Raw genomic sequence first — 19,789 nt, 5'->3', positions numbered from 1 at the left:
GGCTAGGAACCTCCGAAATCGATGACAGCCTTGTCGAGCACGAACGCCTCGGCGTGCGCGGTGTGGCACTGCACGCCGCGCAGCCGGGTCAGGCCGGTGAAGGCCTGCTCGTCGAACCAGTCCCGGTGGGACTGGGACGGATAGTGCTTCAGCAATAGCCGCGACTTCTCTTCGGTGAGTTCCGCGGTGAGCCGGTGGTAGAAGTTGGGGGCGGGAGTGTCGCTCTCCCACTTGAGGATTTCGTAGCCGAGTACCAGGTGATCGCGGAACTCGGTGGGCACCAGTTCGGCGAGCAGCCGATGGTCCTGGTGCGCGTCGCCGCGCTGTGGTGCGAAGACCAGATCGGGATCGATCCGAGCGCGAAAGGTGTTGAGTTCGTTCTTGATTCGATCCCAGTGCGCGGGCGCCCTGCCGTCGGGCAGGTCGAGCACGGTGAGGTCGACGTCGGCGCCGGGGCAGAACGCGTCCAGCGCAAGGGTTTCCTCGTCCGCGCGGGCGGTGCCGCCGCCGGAGAGCACCAGCGCGCGCACCCGCAGGCCAGGGTGCGCGCGGGCCAGGGTCAGCAGCGTGGCGCCCATCCCGATGGCGATGTCGTCGCAATGCGCACCGAGCACGGCGATCTCGGCGACCGCCCCGACGTTCAGCCGGATCACGCGTTCTCCCAGACCATCCACGGGCGCTTGCCGGACTGGTAGGCGGCATCGAGTTCGGCCCGCTCCTTGAACGTGTCGGCGGGCTTCCAGAAACCGAGGTGCTGGTAGCCGAACAGCCGGCCCTGCCCGGCCAGCGTGCCGCACGCGTCGGCGACCAGATCACCGCCGGGCGGCAGCAGATCGAAGATCTCCTGGCTCAGCACGAAGTAGCCGCCGTTCTCCCACAGCGGCATGCGCGAGACCGGCATGATCTCCTTGACCTCGCCGGTCGGCTTCATGTCCACGCAGTGGAACGAGGACTGCGGCGGCACCACCATCATCGAGGCGGCCGCGCCGGACGCGGTGAACTTGTCGATCATCTCGTCCAGCGGTGCGTCGGTGAGCACGTCGGCGTAGTTGGCCAGGAACGGCTCGTCGCCCGCGACGTGCTCGCGCACCCGGCGCAGCCGCTCGCCGATCGGCGATTCCAGGCCGGTGTCGACGAAGGTGATCTTCCAGTCGCTGATGTCGGAGCGCAGCATCTCCACCCGGCCGTCCCGGATGACGAAGTCGTTCGACACCGACTCCTGGTAGGTCAGGAAGAAGTTCTTGATGTGCAGGCCGCCGTAGCCGAGGCACAGGACGAATTCCTTGTGGCCGTAGTGCGCGTAGTAGCGCATCACGTGCCAGAGCAACGGTCGCGGACCGACCAGCTGCATCGGTTTCGGGATCATGTCATCGGTACCGTCACGCATCCGCATGCCGTATCCGCCGCAGAACAGCACAACCTTCATCGCGCTCCCCTCCCTGTCATTTCTTTATGTCGTGCGCTGTTCACGTCGTTGTGACTGGTGAGGTCGGCACTGTGCAGTGCCGGAAGCGGGTAGACCAATCGGCCGCCCCACGAGGCGATGTGGCGGAGCTGCTCGGTGATCTCGGCCTCGAGATTCCACGGCAGCACCAGGACGACGTCGGGCTGATCCAGCTCGATCCGATCCGGTGAATAGATCGGGATCCGGGTGCCCGGTGTGAATCGTCCGTGCTTGTACGGGTTTCGGTCGACGGTGTACTCGAGTAGGTCGGTCCGGATGCCGCAGTAGTTGAGCAGGGTGTTGCCCTTACCGGGTGCGCCGTAGCCGACCACCCGCTTGCCCGCGGCGCGCTGATCGAGCAGGAAGCGCAGCAGATCGTGCCGCACCGCCTCGGTGCGGGTGCGCAGCTCGTTGTAGCCCTCGGCGTGGTGCAGGCCCGCATCCTGTTCCAGCTGAAGGACTTCCCGGACACGAGTGCTGGGTACCGCGCCCACTTCGGTCGGCCGGGCCCACACGCGGATCGAGCCGCCGTGGGTGTCGAGCAGTTCGACGTCGACGACCGTGAGGTTCGCCGTCGCCAGCGCGCGCTGCGCGGAATGCACGGTGTAGTACTGGAAATGCTCGTGGTAGATCGTGTCGAACTGGCCCAGGCGCATCAGGTTCAGCGCGTGGTGCACCTCGATGGAGAGCCAGCCGTCGTCGGCCATCAGCGTGCGCAGCGACCTGGTGAAGCCGCGCAGGTCGGGCACGTGCGCGTAGACGTTGTTGGCCACCACCAGGTTTGCCGGTCGGTGCGTCGCGCGGATCTTCGCCGCGGACTGCTCGTCGAGGAAGGTGGTCTCGGTGGGCACGCCCGCCGCGCGGGCGGCGTTGCCGACGTTCACCGACGGTTCGACGCCCAAGCACGGGATGCCGGCCGCCACCGCGTGCCGCAGCAGGTAGCCGTCGTTGCTGGCCACCTCGACCACGAACGAGTCCTGGTTCAGTTCGAGCCGTTCGATCGATTGTGCGACAAAGGTTTTCGCGTGCCGCACCCAGCTGTCGGAGTACGAGGAGAAGTACGCGTACTCGGTGAACGTCTCCTTCGGCGTGATCAACGCCGGAATCTGCAAGAGCAGACAGTCCGCACACAACCGGAGGTGCAGCGGGTAAGTTGGTTCCGCAAGATCGAGTTCGTCTGCCGCGAGGAACTTTTCGCACGGCGGCGTAGCGCCCAGATCGAGCACACTCGTCAATCGTTCGGAATCACACAGTCGACATAGCAACGCAGCCCACCTTATGCCTAGAGTCGCGCCGCCGGCGCATTGCCGGCGCACCCCTGACGTCGACTCGATCCAGTGAGACGTTACAACGAAAGCCCCGCGTGTCGTGGCTGAAATCAGCTGGCCAGGAAGTAATTTCCGGTACTTTTCAACTGTTTCCCGCGGGTAGCGTCCCGGCGGCTACCGGGGGGTTTAGTGGATCCGCCCCGATGGGATGAATTCGCTTGGGGGTAGCGAAAGTTCGCGACCTGGCCTCATATCGCGCCGAGCGCCGAAAACATACCGGGGTGGCAAACCGACCGTTCCTTTATCGGCTACCACGTGGAACACTTTGCTGCCCTGATGATTCGACATGTGAAACGGATTGTGTTCTGTAACAATCGGCATCTGAACGCCGAAGGACGGGACACCCGACGCGGTCAGGTTCGTGCTGTGGGGACCGATCAGTGCAGATCGGGGGGCTAAACTTTCTTTTCTCCCATGGGGAGGTGCGTTTCCATGAGCTTCGAGCTCGCTGACGACGACGATCTGGACTATCGTCGATCGCCGCATATCCTGCCGCGCTCTGAGCGCGAGCGATGGCAGGGTGAGTATGTAAGGCGCTTAGGTACAACGGATTTCGGCGTGATCGTCGCGGCCATGGTGATCGCGCAGGTCATCCGATTCGGCGGTCCCGCCGCGCCGCCGCTGGCCTGGCATCTGCCCTATGAAGTGGGGTACACGGTCGTCTCCGGCGCGCTCGCGCTGGCCTGGGCCGCGTTCCTCGCGATAGGTCACACCCGATCGCCGCAGGTGGTCGGCAGCGGCAGCGAGGAGTACCGGCGGCTGGTCTCGGCGACGCTGCGACTGTTCGGCGTGCTCGCGATCGTCTCGCTGGTCTTCCAGATCGAGTTCGCCCGTGGCTATCTGGCTATTGCATTACCACTCGGACTTTTCGGGTTGATGCTGAGCAGATTGCTATGGCGGATCCATGCGCGCCAGCTGCGCGCGCAGGGGGAGTACCGCACCTCGGTGCTCGTCGTCGGCTGTGCGGAGGCGGCGCAGGCGATGGCCAACGCGTTCGCCGGCGACCCGGCATCCGGCTACCGGGTAGTCGGTGTCTGTGTACCGAACGGGCTCAACGAGATCACCGAGTACATCCGCGAACCGTCGGGGCACACGTTCTCCGTGGTCGGCAGCGACCGCACCGTGCTGGACGCGGTGCGCCGCAGCGGCGCGGACACCGTCGCGGTCACCGCGACCGATCACCTCGGGCCGATCGAATTGCGCCGCATGGCCTGGGAACTCGACCCGCTCGGGGTCGAACTGATCGTCGCGCCCGGCGTGGTGGACATCGCGGGCACCCGGTTGACGAATCGCTTCGTCGCCGGAGTTCCGATGCTGCACATCGCGAAACCGCAGTACGACCGGGCCAAGTCGGCCGGCAAGGCGGTGTTCGACATGCTCTTCGCGGCCGCGGTGCTGGTGTTGATCGCGCCGACCATGCTGGGCATCGCACTGGCGGTGAAGCTGACCAGTCCCGGGCCGGTGTTCTATCTGTCGGAGCGAATCGGGCGGGGCGGCAAGCCGTTCCGGATGATCAAGTTCCGCAGCATGTACACCGAGGCGGAGGCGGGCGTGGACGCGCTCATCGAACGCAACGGGGGCAATCCGGTGTTCTTCAAGATGAAGGACGACCCGCGAATCACCCCGATCGGCAAGGTGATCCGCAAGTTCAGCCTGGACGAGCTACCGCAGTTCTTCAACGTGCTGCGCGGGGAGATGAGCGTGGTCGGGCCGCGCCCGCAGGTGCAGCGCGAGGTGGACAGCTACGACGGCGAGATGCGGCGCAGGCTGCTGGTCAAGCCGGGGGTCACCGGGCTGTGGCAGGTCAGCGGACGATCGGATCTTTCGCTGGAAGATTCGGTGCGACTTGATCTTTCCTACGTGGAGAACTGGTCGATGGTGCTGGACCTGCTGCTCATCGCGCGGACCATCGGCGCGGTGACCCGCGGCGCCGGCGCCTACTGAGCCGCCGGAAACTCTTGTGCCAGTTCGTGGAACACCGCGGTGTTCATGGCGAAGGCCTGCTTGCCCTCGTCGAGCACGCGGCGGCGTTCGAGATCGTCGAGCGGCAGTTGGTCGAGCAGGGCGCGGTATTCGCGCTTGAATGCGGCCGGATTGGTGACGGCGTCGAAGACGTAGAACCGGACGCCGTCGCCGCGATGGGTCAGGTTCCACAGCTGCGCGGCCGTCTTGCCGATGATCTGTCCGCCGGACAGGTCGCCGAGGTAACGGGTGTAGTGGTGCACGACGTAACCGGCCGGCCAGTCGCGGGCGCACTCGTCGATCCGCGCGGCGTACGCGGCGGTCGCGGGCAGCGGCTCGAGTTCGTCGCGCCAGCGCGGCCCGACGAGGTGGTCGAGATCGCGCTCGAGTTCGGCGGTGCGGGCCAGCTCGGGGCGGATGAACGGCCCGGCGATCGGGTCCGCGGCGAGGGTGTCCCAGCGGTGTTCGAGCGCACGGTAGACGAACAGGAGCTGACCGGTGTAGCGGTGGTACGAGTCGACCCCGAGCGCGCCGCCGAGCATGTCGGTCATGAACCGCGAGGTGTTCGCCGCCACGTGCTGTTCGGTGGTGGCACTGCGGATTTGGGTAGAGAACGGTGCTACCTCTGACATGTCCGAACCACCTCACCTGATCACCGGCGGGTCACCGAGTATGGCTACCCTAACTAACCCGTCCGACGATACAGGTTCCCCGGGTCGGACGCACGTACCTTGCTCACTGAATGGGCGGCGGCCTGCGCCGGCTGCGCGGCCGGATGCGCCGCACGATCGGCCGGCGCAGCGAGCCGAAGCGGCGCAGGATGCGCGGCCGCCGAACGGTACGGTCGAACCATTCGCCGAGGGTGACGCCGGCAGCCAGCGCGCAGCCGACGCCGAACGCGGCGAGCAACTGGTTCGCGCCGATCACCAACTGATCGTTGAGCAATGCGTTGAGACCGCGGTAGAGCTTGAGGCCGGGCAGCAGCGGGGTGATGCCGGCGACCGCGACGACGAGCGGCGGGGTCAGCGCGCGGCGGGCCATCAGACCACCGGCCATGCCGATCACGGTGGCCGCGACGCCGGAGGCGAGCACCGGACCGAAACCGGCCTGCTGCACCATCAGAAAGCAGATCGTGCCCGCCGCGCCGCTGCCCGCGGCCGCGGCGAGGGCGCGCTTCTCCGCGTAGCAGGCGAGCGCGAAGGCGAGCGCGGCGACGGCACCGGCGACGATCTTGACCGGCAGGTCGGTGATGTCGCGCGTGGTGAGCAGGAACGGCGGCACGACGGCGTCGAGGGACCAGCCGACCCGCAATGCGATCGCGATGCCGGCGATGATGCCGCCGGTCATCATCATGACCTCGAGCATGCGGGCGGTCGCGGTGATCGGGGCGCCGGTTATGCCGTCCTGGACGGCGCCGACCAGCTGTAATCCACTGAGCAGCACGGTGATTCCGGCCGCGATGATGAGTGAGGGATCGACGTCTATGCCGAGCGGACCGGCCAGGGTGGCCAGCACGATGGCGGGTGTCGCGGCGATCGCGCCGCCGACCATGTGCTGGAAGAAGAACGGTAGGCCGTACCGATTGAGCACGCGGTTGGACCGGTCGATGGCCAGGGTGGTGGCGAAACTGACCGCGGCGGCGACGACGCCGCCGCCGAGCAGCGCGGCGATGGCCGCGGCCAGCAGCGACCAGCCGAAGGTGGCGGTCCAGCGGTGGTACGGGTGCGGGGCCGTGGTGATCGCGTCGAGGGCGGCGTGCGCGTCTTCGGGGGCGACGACCTCGTTGCGGATGCGGCGGGTCAGCCGGTCGACCGCGGCGAGGCGGGTGAAGTCCAGGGATCGGTAGTTGACGATCCGCATGGTGCTGGCCGGCGGTAGTCGCGGACCGCGGTCGGCGAAGATGCGGATCGCGTCGTAGGTGACGTCGACATCGCAGCGGGCCAGGCCGTAGGTGGCGGCGATGAAACGGACCTGCGCGGTCGTGTCGTTCACGCCGGTGCCGGAGGCGAGCACCACCTCGCCGACCCGGACGGCGAGATCCAGCACCTCCGTGACGGCCGCGTCGTCGGTGAGGTCGATCGGTTGCAGCGGTGAGGGCGCCGCGACGATGGTGTCCGCGGTCGCCGGACGATCGGCCACCAGCTTGCCGACCGCCTGGCTCACCACCGGCATCCGCCGGCCGCGCCGGAACAGGCGCCGCCGGCCGAGATGATCGACCCGCGTCTCCGTGCTGTCGCCTCCCGGAAGCGTGTCTGAATCCATGCACGCGAACGTAGTCACCTTCCGGCGACCTTCGCATCCGGGCTGGCACAACGGCCCGCCGACCGCGTGTCGGGCCGACCGGCGTGCGTCGGGGCCGGACTTCGACGGCCGCCGTCCGGGCCGGATTCTATTGGGCGTAGCTGTCTTCGCGGGCGAGCAGTCGGGTCAGTGCGAGCCGGAGTTCGTGCGTCGGGTTCGCGGGGAGGTCGGTGGCGCGCCAGGCGACGAATCCGTCCGGGCGGATGAGGGTCGCGCCGGTCGGGGTGAGGCCGTAGGCTGTGCCGAATTTGTCGTCAATGTCGTCGAAATCGACTCCGATTCGGTACGCGCTCAGATCTAGATCCATTGCGGCGGTGGCTTTTTCCGCTGCGGGGAGCCACTCCGCGCCGGCTTCTCCGGTCAGCAGGGTGAATCCGCCGTCGAAGAGGTCGAGGGTGGACAGGGTCGTCGTGTGCTGGCGCAGCCAGACGTGGGGTGCGCGCAGACCCGGGCGGCCGATGGGGTGGCGTGGGTCCTCGACGGGCTCGTCCGGGGTGGCGGTTTCGGTGTGGATCGCGGCGGAGCGGTAGCGGTAACCGAGGATCATGGTGAGGTCGTCGATGGTGGCCGCGTCGTCGCCGGTGCCGCTGTGGCGGCCTTGCAGGCGCTGCATCGCTTGCTCGAGTGTGACCAGTGCGACAGGGCGGCGCTCGTCGGCATAGCTATCCAGAAGCGACTCGCCCGCTTGGCCTTTGAGCACCGCGGCGAGTTTCCAGGCGAGGTTGGCGGCGTCGGCGATGCCGGTGTTCGCGCCGAACGAACCGGTGGGCGGGAAGACGTGAGCGGCGTCGCCGACGAAGAAGGTTCGCCCGGCTCGGTACTCGTCCGCGACCCACGCGCCGATGCGGGTGGTGGCGACCTTCTGGTCCGATCCGGTCATCAGGGGGACGAGGGTGAGTTCGAGGTCGGGGTCGCCGATCGCGCGGCGGGTCAGTTCGAGGCAGCGCTGCTCGGTGAAATCGGCGGCGCTCTGGCCGGACTCGGGGCCGAACGGGATGCCGAGGGCCCAGCGGCCGAACTCGCGGCCGGGGACCAGCGCGGTGCCGGGGGTCGGCTGATCGAAGTAGCCGAGCAGGAATCGGCGATCGCGTAGGGGTGCGGTGAGATCGGCGTCGAAGACGAAGCTCGCGGCGGTGATCAATTCGCCCGGTCCCTCGGCGCCGATGCCGAGTCGCGTGCGGATGCCCGCGCGATTGCCGTCGGCGGCGACCAGATAGTCCGCGTGGATGCGGCGTTCGGCGCCGCCGGCGAGGTCGCGGACCAGGGCGGTGACGCCGTCCGCGGCGTGGTCGAGGGAGATCAGCTCGGTGCCGAACCGGATGTCCGCGCCGTAGTTCTCCGCGTCGGCGCGCACCACGCGTTCGAGTTCGTCCTGGTCGATCATCGTCCAGTCGGTCGGGCTGAGGGTGGCCGGCGGCCGGACCTGGCTGAGGATGTCGACCCGGAAACGCTCCTCGCCGACCAGGGTGTCCGCGCCGATCATCTCGGGGAAGTCGGCCAGGATCGAGGTCCGGTCGCGGATCGCCTGCTCCAGGCCGAGCGCCCGGTAGATCTCCATCGAGCGCGGGTTGAACGCGCGGGCCTGCGGTTGCAATGCGGTCGACGAGTGCCGTTCGACCAGGCTGGGGCGGATTCCGGCCCGGGCCAGGAACAGCGCGGTGGACAGGCCGGTGATGCCGCCGCCCACGATGAGGACCTTGGTCTGCTGGATGTCTGATTGTGCGTTCACGGCGAACTTCTCCTGGGTGGCGGGGACGGTCCACCCATCATTCAATCGATTGCACTGCTCTGTCAATCGTTTGATTGATTAACTTGCACTACTGCCTGAAATTGCTATGTGTATGTAGAATGGAGGGCGTGACGTCGTCGAAACCCCGCAGGTCACCCAAGCCGCAGGAGCGTCAGCGCGATCCCGAGCGCACCCGTCAGCTGATCCTGGACGCCGCCGAGGCCGAGTTCGCCGCGCACGGATTCCAGGGCGCGCGGACCGCCGCGATCGCCGCCCGGGCCGGCGTCAACCAGCAGCTGATCTCCTATTACTTCGACGGCAAAGAGGGCCTGCACCAGGCCATGTCGCAGCGCTGGCAAGAACGCCGCCGCGACCTGGTTCCGCCGGAAACCCCACTGCCGGAACAGTTTCGCCGTTACGCGCTGGAGGCGCGCAACAACCCCGACGGCGTCCGGCTACTCGCCTGGGGCGGACTCGAATACACCGGCCCCGACAGCGACGCGGACCACGCCCCCCGCGCGAAAATGCTCGAGCACAGCGTCGAAGAACTGCGTACCCTGCAAGCCGCAGGCCGCCTCCCCGCCGAACTCGACCCCGCCGCCCTACTCGTCATGCTGATGGCCGCCGCCATGGCCCCCACCACACTGCCCCACGTACTCGAGGGCGTCTGCGGAACCGACCCCCGCACACCGGAATTCATCGACCACTTCGCCGACCAGATCGCACTACTGGTCGAACTACTGGGGCGCGAACGCGATTAGCCGCGCTCGTTCACCGTCAGCGGGTGAGTTGGAGGATGTCGATGCCTCGGGTGTTGTCGGCTACGTAGGCGAAGCCTCGGTGCCAGTAGGGGGCCCAGGCGGCTGCGTCGGTGGGGCGGTAGTAGGCGATCTGTTTGGGGTTGGTGGGGTCGGAGACGTCGAGGAATCGGGTGCCCTGGGCGTAGAAGGACTGGACGAGGATCTTGTCCTGGACGTCGAAGTAGTGGGCCGAGCAGTCGGCGGAGGCGGGGTCGCTGCCTTCCTGGCCGGCGACGCCCCAGGTGCCGATTGTGTTGAGCCGGTACGGTTTCTGCGGGGTGGAGCGCCAGCCCTCGCCGCCGTAGGAGCCGTCGAGGGAGGCGATGACGAGCACGCCGTCGCCCGCGCAGCCGTCGACGAAGCTTTCCTCGGTGGCGTAGATGAGGTTGCCGTTGGCGAAGGGGCCCGCGCCGCCGCCGTCCTTGGCGCGGTTGCCGATCGGGCGGAAGCTGTTGTGCATGAACTTCGATGGCGCGGCCGTTTCCTTGATGCCGCCGCCGGCGTAGGGGACCGGGTCGTTGGCCGAGGCCATCCGGAGCTTGCCGGTCACCGGGTCCTTGTGCATGCCGGTCGTCCAATAGCCGCGCACGCCACCGCGTCCCGAGGCCCAGGCGACACCGGTCTCGTCCACCTGCACGTCGTGCACGTAGTCGGTCTGACCGTCGTTGCGCGCCAACTCGATCGGGTTGGGGTTGACCTTCGGCTTGCGCGGGTCGCGGATGTCGGTCACCCAGATCGGGCGGCCACCCCACGCGGCGGGCATGCTGTCCGCCTTCGCGGGGCCGCCGGTCCACAGGTACTGACAGTCGTTGATGCACGTAGTGGTATGCCCCGCAGGCACTTTGACGTAGCTGAGCACGGTCGGCTTCTCCGGCTTGGCCAGGTCGACCACGTAGATGCCGGACTCGCCGGTGCGGACATTGCCGTTGAAGGCGCGTGGGTCACGGGACAGGAAGACGCGTTTGCGGACCGGGTCGACCTCGGTGTCCTCGGTCTCCCACATGCCGGGCATGTTGAGCTGACCGATCAGCTTCGGCGCGGCCGGATTGGCGGTGAGATCGTAAGTCTTCACACCGAATTCGCCGGAGACAACCATGACGTCCCGGTTGCCGTACTGGAGGAATTGCAGCGAGATCGCGCCCTGCGCGTCCGGCACATTGCCGACGGCCTTGACGTTCTTCTCCGCGGCCGGAGAGCCGGTGCGTTGTGCCGCGACGCCGTGTGGGCCGTCGTCCTCGCCGCAGGCGGCGGCGGGCAGCGCGGTGGCGGCCAGCGTCGCGGTGACGGTGACCAGGAGCAGGGACGACCGGAGCAACCAGCGGTGCACAACTACCTCCAGCGAGACGCGTCGCTTTGTGACCAGGGATTCCTGGTCGCCGAGATGTCCTCACTGTAGGTCCGGTGGCGTCGGCGCTGATCCCCAAATCCCGATATCGCGAACTGGGGAACAGCTTTCGCGTGGTGGACGCAGGGACGGCGGTGATTGCTGTGGGTTTCACGCCGGAGGAAGTGAATGATGCTGTCATGCTGGATGATCCGCGACGATCTGTCGCTAATATGCGCACGCGGTGGGGCAGTCTCGTTGCCGTATTCGCCGTGCTCCTGCTCAGCGTCGTCGGTTGCTCCGGGTCGCCGGATGCGGCGAAACCCGGCGTGCTCACGGTCGGTGTCCGCGAGCCGGCCAGTCTGCTTCCGGCGGATCTGCGCGATCAGGCAGGCCGGATGCTCGTCGGCGCGCTGTGGACGCCGCTGGTCGACTACGACGCGGCAACCGGAAAGATCACGCCGCGGGCAGCGGAATCGGTTTCCAGCGCGGACCAGGTGACTTGGGAGGTCAAGCTGCGCGCGGCCCGGTTCCATGACGGGACACCGGTCACCGCGAACTCGTACCTCGACACTTGGCGGATGGTCGCAGACCAGCGATGGGCCGGATCCGGCGTGCTCACCGAAGTGCTACGCGCCGTGGAGATCAGCGCGCCGGACGAGCGCACGCTTCGAATCGTCCTCGATCGGCCCTTCGGTCAAGTGCCCGCGGTACTGGCCGCGCCGGCGCTGTTGCCGCTTCCCGCATCGGTTCTCGCGTCCCGGGATTGGACAGCCTTCGCCGCCAGCCCGATCGGCAACGGGCCGTTCCGGATGGCCGAGCCATGGCGGCCGGGTTCGGGTGGGCGACTCGTGCGGGTCGACGATGCCGCCGGCAAGGCGCGCGAAATCCAGTTCGAGGTAGGCGATTCCGCCGTGCAGTACGACCGGGTGAAGTCGGGCTCGCTCGACCTGGCCACCGAGGTGCCGGGCGGGCGGCATGACGCCATGCATCATGATTTCGCCGAGCGGCACGCGATGTGGCCGCTGCCGGAGGTCAGCTATCTGGCATTCCCCGTGTCCGACAAGCGGTTCGAGGATTCGACCGTTCGTCACGCCTTCGCCATGGCGGTGGACCGCGCGGCATTGGCGGCAGGTCCGCTCGCGGATCAGGTCGACCCGGCGCGGGCGATCCTGCCGCCCGGTATCGCGCCGGGGGAGCGCTCCGGTCCTTGCCGACCTTGCACCCACGACGCGGCCGCGGCCAAATCACTGCTCGGCCAGGTTCCTTTCACCGGCCCGGTCGCGGTGTACTACGGTGCCGGACAAGCGGAATGGGGACGACCGCTCGTAGACCAGATCCGCACCGCACTCGCGGTAGACGCGACCCCGAGACAACGCGGCGACGAGGCGAACGAACCCGGCGACGGCCCCTTGCTGCTGACCCGTTCACTGAATACGCCCAGCCCGCATGAACTACTCGCCGCACTCGCGAAGTCCGCCGGGTACGCCGACGAGGGCTTCGCTCAGCTGCTGGCTGCCGCCGATTCCGTGGGCATATCGGCGGAAAGCGCTCAGCTGTACCGGATTGCCGAGAACCAGTTGCTCCGTGAGCTTCCGGTGGCACCGCTGTGGTCGGGGCACGGTCATGCGGTGTGGGCAGCGCGCGTGCAGGACGTGACGGCCGAGGCGTTGCAGGGGATAGACCTCGCCTCGATTTCGGTGTGAAATCCACCCCGCTTGGAATGTGACGTAGGACACATTTGATCTTGTATGGAACCTGCTTGGCCCCCGCACGTCTAACCCGGTGAAAGGCAACAGCATTCGAGAAGGGGAATCAGATGAAACTTCGCGCGGCTATCGTGCTCAGTTTCGCGGCGATCATGGGCTCGGGCCTGATCGCGGCAGGGGCGGCAACGGCGGGTCCGCCGGCGCCGTCCGACGTGCAGACGTCGGAGAACGGATGCCCGATCGTGCCGCGGGGGTCGGACGGCAAGCCGCTGCCGCCGCCGAAGGGGCCGGACGGCCGTCCGCTGCCGCCGCCGTCGGACAACAACGGCAACCCGTGCCCGCCGCCTTCCTGATGTAGGGCATCGGCGGACCCGGACCTGCGGATCCGGGTCCGCCTGTGGGGTGGGGAGCTGCGTCTCCGCCGAAACGCCGGATCATGGGCTGTTTCTGCGCGATAGTCGTACCGGACGATTCGGTACGAACGAGGAGACATCACGATGGCCGACCCGGCCGCACCCGCCGGCGCGCGTTTCGCGCGGATCGTCGCCGCCAGTGTGGCCGGCACGACGATCGAGTTCTACGACTTCTTCCTCTACGGCCTGGCCGCCGCGCTGGTCTTCAACAAGGTCTTCTTTCCTTCCGGCGACCCGCTGACCGGGGTGCTGCTGTCGATGGTCACCTACGCCGTCGGCTTCCTCGCCCGCCCGCTCGGCGGAGTCCTGTTCGGCCACTTGGGCGATCGGCTCGGCCGTCGCCGCACGCTCTCGATCACCTTGCTGCTGATGGGCGGCGCGACCGTCGCGATCGGCCTGATTCCTGCCTACTCCACCATCGGAATCGCGGCGCCGATCCTGCTGGTGCTGCTGCGATTGGTGCAGGGACTCGCGCTCGGCGGCGAATGGGGCGGCGCGGTGCTGCTGGTCGCCGAGCACGGATCGGCCGCGCACCGCGGGTTCTGGAGTAGCTGGCCGCAAACCGGTGGGCCGCTGGGGAATCTGCTCGCCACGGGCGTGCTTGCGGTTCTCGGCCTCGGTGTATCCAACGCCGAATTCCAGGACTGGGGTTGGCGAATCCCGTTCCTGCTGTCGATAGTGCTTGTCGCGGTGGGAATCTGGCTACGGCACGCGGTGGAGGAGTCCCCGATCTTCCTGGAAGCCCAGCGGCGCAGCACAACTCACGCGGCGCAGGCCCCGGTCCGGATCGTGTTGAGCCGCTATCGCAAGCAGGTGCTGATGGCCGCGCTCGCCGACGTAGGCGAGAAGGCGACGTACTACACGTTCAGCATCTTCCTGCTCGCCTACCTCACCCAGGTCGTGCACGTCCCGAAATCCACTGCACTGACCGCGATTACGATCGCCTCGGTCTTCCAGGCCATCGCGATAGTGCTCGGCGGCGCGATCGGTGACCGCTACGGCCGCCGTACGTCGAGCGTGCTCCTCGCCGTCCTGATCGCGGCATGGGCCCTGACCGCACTCCCCATGGTCGACACCGGAAACGCGATCCGCATCACCATGGTCATCACCGTCGGCCTCACCCTGCACGGCCTGCTGACCGGCGCCCAAGCCCCCTTCTTCGCCGAACTGTTCCCCAGCGAAGTGCGCTACACCGGAGCATCATTGGGCTACCAACTCGCGACCATCATCGGCGGCTCCCTGACCCCGATCATCGGCCTCGCCCTCCTGCACCGTTACCCCTCCACCGTCCCCATCACCCTCCTGCTCTGCCTCATGCTCGCCTGCACCGCCACCGCCTTCCTCTGGGCCGGCGAAACCCGCAACCGCGACCTGCGCGACGTTGCCCAGAACGTGACAGACAACTCGTCCAGTAAAACGACAACGTCCTGAGCCTGGCGGGGCTCAGGACGTTGTCGCCTGGTCGATCCGGGGCGATTACCCCCGCTCGAACACGCTCGCGTCGTCGAGCATGGCTGCGCGCAGCATGGATTCCGGGACGCCCATGCCCTCGACGAGGGTGAGGGCTTCCGGGCGGAGGCGGTCGACGAGTTCGTTGACACCGCGGCGGACGGCCTTGGCTCGTTCGACGGACATGAAGCGGTGCATGATGTACCAGTCCCGGTTTTCCTCCAGCGTGGCGTAAACGTAGAGGTCGCAGACGGTTTCGGCGAGGTCGCGGGCTTCCTGGTCCTGGATGCCCTCGATGCCTTCGATGAACGCCTCCAGGACCAGTCGGTCGATGTGGGCGGTGCCGGCGGCGAGGATGTGGTCCTGGGCGTTGTTGAACGCCTCGAACGGGGTGGTGTCCTTCGCGCGGGCGCGCAGGCGGTGGCCTGCGGTGCGGACCAGGTATTCCTCGCGGTCGGCGAAGAGTTGCAGCTGGACCGCGCGGCGGGCGAGGTCGCCCTCGTCGACGGAGTCGTTGGATCCGTCGCGCAGGCGCTGGATCAGCTGACGCACCCCGGTCACCTTGCGCACCTCGTCGCCGGCCATGGTGGCGGCGAACTTGACCCAGCCGAGCGCGTCCAGGTCGCGGACGTCGTCGGAGTACGCGGTGAGCAGTTCCTTGGCGACCAGCTGGGTGAGCACCACGTTGTCGCCCTCGAAGGTGGTGAACACATCGGTGTCCGCCTTCAGGGTGACGAGCCGGTTCTCGGTCAAATAGCCTGCGCCGCCGCAGGCTTCGCGGCATTCCTGGATCGCGCGGGTGGCGTGCCTGCTCTGCGCGACCTTGAGGCCGGCGGCCCGCTTCTCCAGTGCCCGTTGCGAACTCGGGTTCAGATCCTGCCCGGTCTGCACCAGGTGCATCCGGCGCACGAGGTCGTTCTGCGCGAACGCCAGCGCGTAGGTCTTGGCGACGAGGGGGAGCAGCCGCCGCTGGTGGCTGCGGTAGTCCAGCAGCACCGTCTCCTGCCCGCTGTCCGGATCGGAGAACTGCCTGCGCTTGAGCGCGTATCGCACGGCGATGCTCAGCGCGACCCGGGTGCCTGCCGCCGCCGCGCCGCCGACGCTGACCCGCCCGCGCACAAGCGTGCCGAGCGTGGTGAAGAAGCGCCGGCTCGGGTTCTCGATCTCGGAGGTGTAGGTGCCGTCCGGCTCGACATCGGCATAGCGGTTGAGCAGGTTCTCCCGCGGAATACGCACCTGGTCGAACACGATCCGGCCGTTGTCGACCCCCGGCAGCCCACCCTTGAGCCCGTCGTCGAAGGTGGTCACGCCGGGCAGATCGGCGCCGCTCTCGTCGCGGATCGGGACCAGCAGGCAGTGCACGCCGCGGCCCTCGCCCTGGGTGATCAGCTGTGCGAAAACCGCGGCCATCCGCGCGTGTTCGGCGGCGCCGCCGATGTAGTCCTTGCGCGCCGACGGGGTCGGCGAGTGGATGACGAACTCCTGCGTGTCCGGGTCGTAGGTCGCGGTGGTCTCCAGGTGCGCGACATCGCTGCCGTGCCCGGACTCGGTCATCGCGAAACAGCCGAGCAGGTCGAGCGAGATGAGCCGCTTGATGTACTCGCGGTGCCGCTCGGTGCCGAGGTTCTCCACCGCGCCGCCGAACAGGCCCCACTGCACGCCGGCCTTCACCCACAGCGACAGATCCGTGTACGCGAGCATCTCCAGCCCGGTCACCGCGGCGCCCGGCTCGCTGGTCCCGCCGTTCTCCCGGCGGAAGCCGCGCTCGGCGTAGCCCATGGTGGCGATGACGCGCATCTGCTCGAGCACCCGCGCGCGGGCGGCCTTGTAGTCGAGGTAGGAGTCCCCGGCGAACTTGTCATCGGCGAGTTGGATCCGGGCCTGCTCCCGGATCTCGCCCCACGGTCCGTCCAGTGCCGCGCGTAGGTGATCCGCGGTCGTTGCGATGCCGGTTGTCATAACTCGACATTAGCCCGCGCCGCGCCGACCAAACCGTGACTGTTGACACGACATTCCGGGCGCGGCTCTTGTGGTGGATTGAACGGGTGTTTAGTATATTGAACATGTGTTTAACGAACAGCCCGCACCGCAAGGACCCGCCACGGATCTGACCACGGCGGCGCGAATACGCGACGCCGCGATCGAGCTTTTCGGCGACGAGGGTTTTCAGGTCGGCGTGCGGGCCATCGCGAAGGCGGCGGGCGTCTCGCCGGGCCTGGTGAATCATCACTTCGGCTCGAAGGACGGCCTGCGCGCCGCCTGCGACGACCGCGTGCTGAAGCTGATCCGCGACGAGAAGCTCAAGGCGCTCACCGCGAACAGCATGGCCAAGGGCATGTTGTCCGCCCTGGCCGAGATCGAGGTCTACGGCCCGCTGGTCGCCTACATGGTGCGCAGCCTGCAAGCCGGCGGCCCGATGGCGCGGTCGCTGTTCGAGCACATGGTGGAGGACGCCGAGATCTACATCCAGCAGGGTGTGGACGCAGGCTCGATCAAGCCCAGCAGAGACCCGGCGGCCCGGGCCAGATACCTGATAACGCTCAACCTCGGCGCGACGCTGCTCTGGGTGCAGATGCATCAGAAGCCCGGCGAAAAGCTCGATTTCCGTAAGGCCATCCGTGAGCTGACCGAAGAGCTCACACCCCCCGCCCTGGAGTTCTACACGCAGGGCATTCTCACCGACCCCACGCTTTTGGACACCTTCATCAAGGAGCACTGATGTCCGAGATCATTCGAATCAACGATCTCCGCAAGACATTCGGCCATGTGGCCGCGTTGGACGGGCTGGATCTCACCGTCAGCGAAGGGGAAATTCACGGCTTCCTGGGACCGAACGGCGCGGGCAAGTCGACGACCATCCGGGTGCTGCTCGGCATCCTGCGCGCCACCTCCGGCCGGGCCGAACTGTTCGGCCGCGACCCGTGGGCCGACGCGGTCGCGCTGCATCACGAACTCGCTTATGTCCCAGGCGATGTCACGCTGTGGCCGTCACTGTCCGGCGGTGAGACCATCGACCTGCTGGCCCGCATGCGCGGCGGCATCAACGCCGAGCGCCGGGAAGAGCTGATTCAGCGCTTCGATCTGGATCCGCGCAAGAAGGCGCGGACGTACTCGAAGGGCAACCGGCAGAAGGTCGCGCTGATCTCCGCGCTCGCCTCGGACGTGAAGTTGCTCCTGCTCGACGAGCCCACCTCCGGCCTGGATCCGTTGATGGAACAGGTCTTTCGGGAATGCGTCGAAGAGGCCAAGCGGCGCGGGACGACGGTGCTGCTGTCCAGCCATATCCTGTCCGAGGTCGAGGTGCTCTGCGATCGGGTGACCATCATCCGCGCCGGTCGCACCGTGGAAAGCGGCTCGCTGTCCGAGATGCGGCACCTGTCGCGCACCTCGATCACCGCCGAATTGCTCGGTGACCCAGGCGATCTCGGCCGGATCGCGGGTATCGAAGACATCCAGTGGGACGGCAAGACGCTGCGCTGCCAGGTCGAGGGTGAGCACCTCGGCGAGCTGATCCGGCTGCTCGGCGACACCGGCGTGCGCAGCCTGACCAGCGCGCCGCCCACCCTGGAAGAGCTGTTCATGCGGCACTACCACGTCGACGGCGACGCCTCGGACAGCGCGGCGAAGCAAGGGGAGAAGGTGCGCGCATGACCACTGTCACCGCGGGCAGGCGCTATGCCGCCCCGGCCGTGCGCGGCTCGGCCGACTTCGCGGGTACCGGTCAGCTGTTGCGCCTGTACCTACGCCGCGATCGAATCATCTTGCCGCTGTGGGTGATCGCGTTCGGCATGCTGCCCGCGTTCTATGTCGCGAGCACCAAGAGCGTCTACGGCACGCCGGCCGATCTGGCGAACTACGCGAAGACCATCACAGACAGTCCAGCGCTGGTCGCCATGTACGGCCCGGTGTTCAGCACGGATATCGGCTCGATGGCGCTGTGGAAGGCCGGACCGTACTTCGCGATGATCGCGATCGCGGCGATCCTCACGGTCATCCGGCACACCCGGGTCGAGGAGGAGACCGGGCGGGCCGAACTGATCGGCGCCACCAGCATCGGCCGCTTCGCCGGGCTGACCGCCGCGCTGCTGATGACCGCGACGGGCTGCGTGCTGGTCGGGATCCTGTCCACCGCAATGCTGTACAGCAACGACCTGCCGATCGCCGGTTCGGTGGCGTTCTCCGCGGCCCTGGCCTGCTCCGGCCTGGCCTGGGCCGGGGTCGCCGCGGTGGCCGCCCAGGTGAGCACCGGCGCGCGGATCGCCCGCGGCGTCGCGCTCGGCGCACTGGCCGCCGCGTTCGCGGTGCGGGCGATCGGTGACGCGGGAAATGGTGTGCTGACCTGGTTTTCGCCGCTCGGCTGGTGCATTCAGATGCGCGCGTTCGCGCAGGAACGCTGGTGGGTGCTGATTCCGTTGCTCGCCCTCGCGGTGCTCGCGGTGGGCGCGGCGTACGCGTTGCTCAGCCGGCGCGATACCGGGGGCGGGCTGCTCGCCGAACGCCCCGGCCCGCCGGTCGCCGCGCCGGGGCTGTCCGGCCCGACCGGGCTGGCCTGGCGGTTGCAGCGCGGTTCGTTGCTGGTCTGGGCCGTCGGATTCGTGCTGTACGGGTTGCTGATGGGCGGGGCGATCAAGAGCGTCGGCGACATGCTCGACAACAACTCCTCGATCAAGGACATGCTCACCCGGATGGGCGGGTCGGACATGTTGCAGGATTCGTTCGTGACCTTCGCGCTGTCGCTGCTGGCGATGGGTGCGGCCGCGTACTCGCTCTCGGCGGCGCTGCGACTGCACGACGAGGAATCCAGCCAGCGGGCCGAGTCGACGCTGGCCGGTGCGGTCAGCCGCGAGCGGTATGCGTTGAGCCACATCGGTTTCGCGCTGCTCGGTCCCGCGGTGCTCCTGCTGCTGGCCGGTCTGGCGATCGGCATCGTCTACGGCGCGACCGACGGCGACCTGGCGGGCAAGCTGGCCGACTCGCTGGGCGCGGCGGCCGTTCAGGTACCCGCGGTGTGGGTGTTCACCGGCATCGCGGTGGCGATCTACGGGATCGTGCCCCGCTTCACGCCGGTGGTCTGGGGCGTGCTCAGCGTCATGCTCGTGATCTTCTTCGCGGGCTCGCTCGACGGGCTGCCGCAGTGGGTGGTCGACGTGGTGCCGTTCGTCCATCCGCCGAAGCTGCCCGGCGCGGAATTCCAGGCAGCCCCGGTCATTTGGCTGCTGGTGATCGCCGCCGCGCTCCTTGCGGTGGGCATCATCGCGTTCCGTAGACGCGATCTTCGCTGAATCGATGGACAGCGGCCCGTGCGCGAAGATGCGCACGGGCCGCTGTTG

At 67.8% G+C, this 19,789-nt stretch carries 16 protein-coding genes; 8 read left to right on the top strand and 8 right to left on the bottom strand.

Features of this window, described 5'->3' with window-relative positions; all coding sequences use genetic code 11:
- Positions 1-2: 2 nt before the first annotated feature.
- Genes AB0M22_RS41005 through AB0M22_RS40995 form a run of 3 tightly spaced genes read right to left on the bottom strand, consistent with a single transcriptional unit; the run spans position 3 to position 2,709 of the window.
- Complete coding sequence (locus tag AB0M22_RS41005) at positions 3-653, bottom strand: PIG-L family deacetylase (protein WP_364738452.1); 651 nt, start codon at positions 651-653, stop codon at positions 3-5.
- A complete protein-coding gene (locus tag AB0M22_RS41000) occupies positions 650-1,426 on the bottom strand; it encodes a glucose-1-phosphate cytidylyltransferase (protein WP_364738450.1) in 777 nt (258 codons plus the stop codon). Before AB0M22_RS41000 ends, AB0M22_RS41005 begins: the two co-directional genes overlap by 4 nt.
- Complete coding sequence (locus AB0M22_RS40995; protein WP_364738448.1) at positions 1,423-2,709, bottom strand: class I SAM-dependent methyltransferase; 1,287 nt, start codon at positions 2,707-2,709, stop codon at positions 1,423-1,425. The genes AB0M22_RS41000 and AB0M22_RS40995 overlap by 4 nt, the downstream gene beginning before the upstream one ends.
- A 621-nt stretch (positions 2,710-3,330) precedes the next feature.
- Between AB0M22_RS40995 and AB0M22_RS40990 the strand changes: the two genes are divergently transcribed.
- Positions 3,331-4,716: a sugar transferase gene (locus AB0M22_RS40990; protein WP_364738446.1), complete on the top strand. Its 1,386-nt coding sequence runs from the start codon at positions 3,331-3,333 to the stop codon at positions 4,714-4,716.
- Here the strand turns inward: AB0M22_RS40990 and AB0M22_RS40985 are convergent.
- The 3 genes from AB0M22_RS40985 to AB0M22_RS40975 form a co-directional block, all read right to left on the bottom strand.
- A complete protein-coding gene (locus AB0M22_RS40985; RefSeq protein WP_364738444.1) occupies positions 4,710-5,366 on the bottom strand; it encodes a biliverdin-producing heme oxygenase in 657 nt (218 codons plus the stop codon). The genes AB0M22_RS40990 and AB0M22_RS40985 overlap by 7 nt on opposite strands.
- Before the next feature lie 103 nt (positions 5,367-5,469).
- Positions 5,470-6,906, bottom strand: coding sequence for a threonine/serine exporter family protein (locus AB0M22_RS40980; protein WP_364738561.1), 1,437 nt, complete (start codon positions 6,904-6,906; stop codon positions 5,470-5,472).
- Positions 6,907-7,123: 217 nt separating this feature from the next.
- Positions 7,124-8,764, bottom strand: coding sequence for an FAD-dependent oxidoreductase (locus tag AB0M22_RS40975; protein ID WP_364738442.1), 1,641 nt, complete (start codon positions 8,762-8,764; stop codon positions 7,124-7,126).
- Positions 8,765-8,892: 128 nt separating this feature from the next.
- Here AB0M22_RS40975 and AB0M22_RS40970 point away from each other — a divergent pair, with 128 nt between their 5' ends.
- The gene (locus AB0M22_RS40970) at positions 8,893-9,525 is read left to right on the top strand and encodes a TetR family transcriptional regulator (protein ID WP_364738440.1); all 633 of its coding nucleotides are present in this window, start codon (positions 8,893-8,895) and stop codon (positions 9,523-9,525) included.
- Positions 9,526-9,541: 16 nt separating this feature from the next.
- Here the strand turns inward: AB0M22_RS40970 and AB0M22_RS40965 are convergent, their stop codons facing one another.
- Positions 9,542-10,891: a hypothetical protein gene (locus AB0M22_RS40965; RefSeq protein ID WP_364738438.1), complete on the bottom strand. Its 1,350-nt coding sequence runs from the start codon at positions 10,889-10,891 to the stop codon at positions 9,542-9,544.
- A 230-nt stretch (positions 10,892-11,121) separates the two neighbouring features.
- On the opposite strand from AB0M22_RS40965, the gene AB0M22_RS40960 reads away from it, so the two are divergent.
- From AB0M22_RS40960 to AB0M22_RS40950, 3 genes are all read left to right on the top strand, one after another.
- On the top strand, positions 11,122-12,594 hold the full coding sequence (locus AB0M22_RS40960) for an ABC transporter substrate-binding protein (RefSeq protein ID WP_364738436.1): 1,473 nt from the start codon (positions 11,122-11,124) through the stop codon (positions 12,592-12,594).
- A gap of 113 nt (positions 12,595-12,707) precedes the next feature.
- Entirely contained in the window at positions 12,708-12,950 is a 243-nt protein-coding gene (locus AB0M22_RS40955) for a hypothetical protein (protein ID WP_364738435.1), read from the top strand.
- 144 nt (positions 12,951-13,094) lie between these two features.
- Positions 13,095-14,441: an MFS transporter gene (locus tag AB0M22_RS40950; protein WP_364738433.1), complete on the top strand. Its 1,347-nt coding sequence runs from the start codon at positions 13,095-13,097 to the stop codon at positions 14,439-14,441.
- 45 nt (positions 14,442-14,486) lie between these two features.
- Here the strand turns inward: AB0M22_RS40950 and AB0M22_RS40945 are convergent, their stop codons facing one another.
- Positions 14,487-16,418 carry an acyl-CoA dehydrogenase gene (locus AB0M22_RS40945; protein WP_364738431.1) on the bottom strand — a complete coding sequence of 644 codons (1,932 nt, stop codon included), beginning with the start codon at positions 16,416-16,418 and terminating at the stop codon, positions 14,487-14,489.
- Between the two features lie 106 nt (positions 16,419-16,524).
- Here AB0M22_RS40945 and AB0M22_RS40940 point away from each other — a divergent pair, with 106 nt between their 5' ends.
- Genes AB0M22_RS40940 through AB0M22_RS40930 form a run of 3 tightly spaced genes read left to right on the top strand, consistent with a single transcriptional unit; the run spans position 16,525 to position 19,741 of the window.
- Positions 16,525-17,178 carry a TetR family transcriptional regulator gene (locus AB0M22_RS40940; RefSeq protein ID WP_364738429.1) on the top strand — a complete coding sequence of 218 codons (654 nt, stop codon included), beginning with the start codon at positions 16,525-16,527 and terminating at the stop codon, positions 17,176-17,178.
- Entirely contained in the window at positions 17,178-18,110 is a 933-nt protein-coding gene (locus AB0M22_RS40935) for an ABC transporter ATP-binding protein (protein ID WP_364738427.1), read from the top strand. Before AB0M22_RS40940 ends, AB0M22_RS40935 begins: the two co-directional genes overlap by 1 nt.
- A complete protein-coding gene (locus AB0M22_RS40930) occupies positions 18,107-19,741 on the top strand; it encodes an ABC transporter permease (RefSeq protein WP_364738425.1) in 1,635 nt (544 codons plus the stop codon). Before AB0M22_RS40935 ends, AB0M22_RS40930 begins: the two co-directional genes overlap by 4 nt.
- Positions 19,742-19,789: the final 48 nt, after the last annotated feature.

This window comes from Nocardia sp. NPDC051756, assembly GCF_040681495.1.
Taxonomy (GTDB): domain Bacteria; phylum Actinomycetota; class Actinomycetes; order Mycobacteriales; family Mycobacteriaceae; genus Nocardia.
Note: the sequence above shows the minus strand (reverse complement) of the source record. Positions and strands in the feature narration are given on the sequence as shown.

Bases quoted from the DNA above. Each gene is read 5' to 3' on its own strand.
- AB0M22_RS40950 (WP_364738433.1), top strand. From the start codon at position 13,095: ATGGCCGACCCGGCCGCACCCGCCGGCGCGCGTTTCGCGCGGATCGTC.
- AB0M22_RS40945 (WP_364738431.1), bottom strand. From the start codon at position 16,418: ATGACAACCGGCATCGCAACGACCGCGGATCACCTACGCGCGGCACTG.
- AB0M22_RS40930 (WP_364738425.1), top strand. From the start codon at position 18,107: ATGACCACTGTCACCGCGGGCAGGCGCTATGCCGCCCCGGCCGTGCGC.
- AB0M22_RS40980 (WP_364738561.1), bottom strand. From the start codon at position 6,906: ATGCCGGTGGTGAGCCAGGCGGTCGGCAAGCTGGTGGCCGATCGTCCG.
- AB0M22_RS41000 (WP_364738450.1), bottom strand. From the start codon at position 1,426: ATGAAGGTTGTGCTGTTCTGCGGCGGATACGGCATGCGGATGCGTGAC.
- AB0M22_RS40985 (WP_364738444.1), bottom strand. From the start codon at position 5,366: ATGTCAGAGGTAGCACCGTTCTCTACCCAAATCCGCAGTGCCACCACC.
- AB0M22_RS40960 (WP_364738436.1), top strand. From the start codon at position 11,122: ATGCGCACGCGGTGGGGCAGTCTCGTTGCCGTATTCGCCGTGCTCCTG.
- AB0M22_RS40935 (WP_364738427.1), top strand. From the start codon at position 17,178: ATGTCCGAGATCATTCGAATCAACGATCTCCGCAAGACATTCGGCCAT.
- AB0M22_RS40955 (WP_364738435.1), top strand. From the start codon at position 12,708: ATGAAACTTCGCGCGGCTATCGTGCTCAGTTTCGCGGCGATCATGGGC.